This window comes from Candidatus Magnetaquicoccus inordinatus, assembly GCF_004217665.1.
Lineage (GTDB): Bacteria > Pseudomonadota > Magnetococcia > Magnetococcales > Magnetaquicoccaceae > Magnetaquicoccus > Magnetaquicoccus inordinatus.
Map to the genome: position 1 here is coordinate 1 of NZ_RXIU01000351.1, position 2285 is coordinate 2285.

The following is a 2285-nucleotide window of genomic DNA, read 5'->3' on the forward strand; positions in this document are numbered from 1 at the left end:
TCTCTCAAGGAAAAACGTAACTTCCTGGTTAGCGTTGGAGTTGGGGGCATCTTTAATGCGGATGACGTGCCGAGCAACACATTGGAATACCCCGTACCGCACAACAACTATACAAACATAGGAACGCGGCAAAAAGGCAATGAAATGGTGTTGTTTGGACGATATGGCATTGAGCTTGCCGAACAATCAGGCTTTTTCATCAATGCCATTGGCGGAATTTCAACATCGACACGAGTTGAGCTGGCGCGTTCCAATGTAACAGGATGGTATTACGAGCAAAAATCTGACGACGAAATTAATCCATTGATTGGTGCAGGATTCAGCTATTTTCCTGAAAATTCATCATTATCGCTACATCTTGATTATGATATTCGCAGAGGGGTAAGCGCCGGTTTAGGATTGAAATGGTAACGAATACGGCTTTGACATAGAAACATCTGCGCACCAACCGGCAACACATTTAGTGAGATTCTTATGAAAATTTTATCAATCCTGTTGGTCGTATTCGTATTTTTCAGTGGTTGCGCCAGTCATGGCGTTATCATTGACGACAAACAACTCACTCAATTTAAGCGAGGTGTTACCACGGAGACAGATGTTATTGCCGCCCTAGGCAAGCCAACAGGCATAACAACTCATAACGGACAACGTATGCTCTCTTACGGTGGTGCGCATGCTCAATCCAGACCGGAATCGTTTATTCCTATTGTTGGTTCGTTCGTTGGCGGAATGGATGTACGCGCCAGCAGCGTTATCTTTAATTTCGGACCGGATGGCGTTTTATCCGACATCATCTCAAGTCAGCACTCATCCGGCTCTGGATTTGGTTTTGCGGCAGGAACTCCGCTCACTCCAGATCGTGAACAACCACGCAAGCCTGCTGAGTGAGAGCGATATACAATTAAATCTCTCTGAGAAGAGAACAAACTGCTGAAAGCCTTCATGTTTGAAAACATGCCAACATGGGGTATCATAACCTGAAAAGCGACCGGAGAATGATGACATGAAAAATACCGTGTTAATCTCATCGGAATCGACAAATCGGGGGACAGTATATCCATTGCGAAATCGGAAATCGAAATCGTGGAAATCGGGGGACAGTATATCCATTCCATTGTGGAAATCGGGGGACAGTATATCCATTCGAATCAGGGGAAATCGGGGGACAGTATATCCATTGGTGCACTTGTCGAAATCGGGGGACAGTATATCCATTGTGTCGAAATCGCGTGAAATCGTGCGGAAATCGGGGGACAGTATATCCATTGGAAATCGTCGTGCGGAAATCGGGGGACAGTATATCCATTGGAAATCGGGGGACAGTATATCCATTGGTGCACTTGTCGAAATCGGGGGACAAAAATCGGAAATCGTGGGGAAATCGGGGGACAGTATATCCATTCGGGAAATCGGGGGACAGTATATCCATTCGCCGGAAAATCGGGGGACAGTATATCAATTCGGAAATCGGGGGACAGTATATCCATTTCTTTCGCACATAAATCGGGGGACAGTATATCAATTCGGACAGAAATCCAGAAATCGGGGGACAGTATATCCATTTCTTTTCCAGATCTGGAAATCTGGACATGGAAATCTGGTGACATAATACGCATTTCCGGATAGGAAATCGGGGGACAGTGTATCCATTTCCCTACTCCCACCAGTTTGTGCATGGCCGGGCTTGGTGCGTGCGCCGTTCAGATGCACCTTGCCACCGACCACCGCCTCGGTTGCCAGATGGCGGGTTTTGAAAAACCGGGCCGCCCACGGCCATTTGTCCAAACGGTACCGCGTTTCTGTCAACGGGGATGGCTGGTTCATATCATCCTCATCTGCAACTGGGTCCACGGTTCAACCATCCCACGCCGACCAAAATCAACCGCAAACCAGCGTACCGCACCTTATTGCAATCTCCTGTATGGCTGTTTTGATTTTATGAAATTCGCAAATTGTGTACTTCCGGGAGCGAAGTCAACAGCTTGTAGAGAATCGGGCGGAGAGGAGTAGGGGTGAAAATCGAGAGAGAGGGATAAGGGAAACAGCCGGACACCTGTAAGGCATTCTGCGCCAACCATTGGAAACATCGGCGTTTTCAGGCACAAAAAAACCGCCTGGGCGGGCGGTGAATTTGCAAAAATGCCATCTTATCTTGAATTGGTGGGGTGAACACTATATAAGCTGTCATATATATTGTTGAATTTATTGAACTGAACTTTAGAGTCGCAACCATCCAATCCAAGATCGTTTGATTCGTGGAAAGTGTGGTGTGCAAGTGAGAAATG

2 protein-coding genes and 1 pseudogene are annotated in these 2285 nt (G+C 46.9%); 2 read left to right on the forward strand and 1 reads right to left on the reverse strand.

The features are described from left to right. Nucleotides 1-411: hypothetical protein (locus EJP87_RS18065; RefSeq protein WP_193771444.1), on the forward strand; the 411-nt coding region annotated here is incomplete at its 5' end. A 63-nt stretch (nt 412-474) separates the two neighbouring features. After that, nucleotides 475-888, forward strand: coding sequence for a hypothetical protein (locus EJP87_RS15525; RefSeq protein WP_130472763.1), 414 nt, complete (start codon nt 475-477; stop codon nt 886-888). Nucleotides 889-1653: 765 nt separating this feature from the next. Here the strand turns inward: EJP87_RS15525 and EJP87_RS19110 are convergent. After that, nucleotides 1654-1824, reverse strand: a pseudogene (locus tag EJP87_RS19110) (S4 domain-containing protein); the annotation flags it as partial. Nucleotides 1825-2285 lie beyond the last annotated feature (461 nt).

Bases quoted from the DNA above. Each gene is read 5' to 3' on its own strand.
- EJP87_RS15525 (WP_130472763.1), top strand. From the start codon at position 475: ATGAAAATTTTATCAATCCTGTTGGTCGTATTCGTATTTTTCAGTGGT.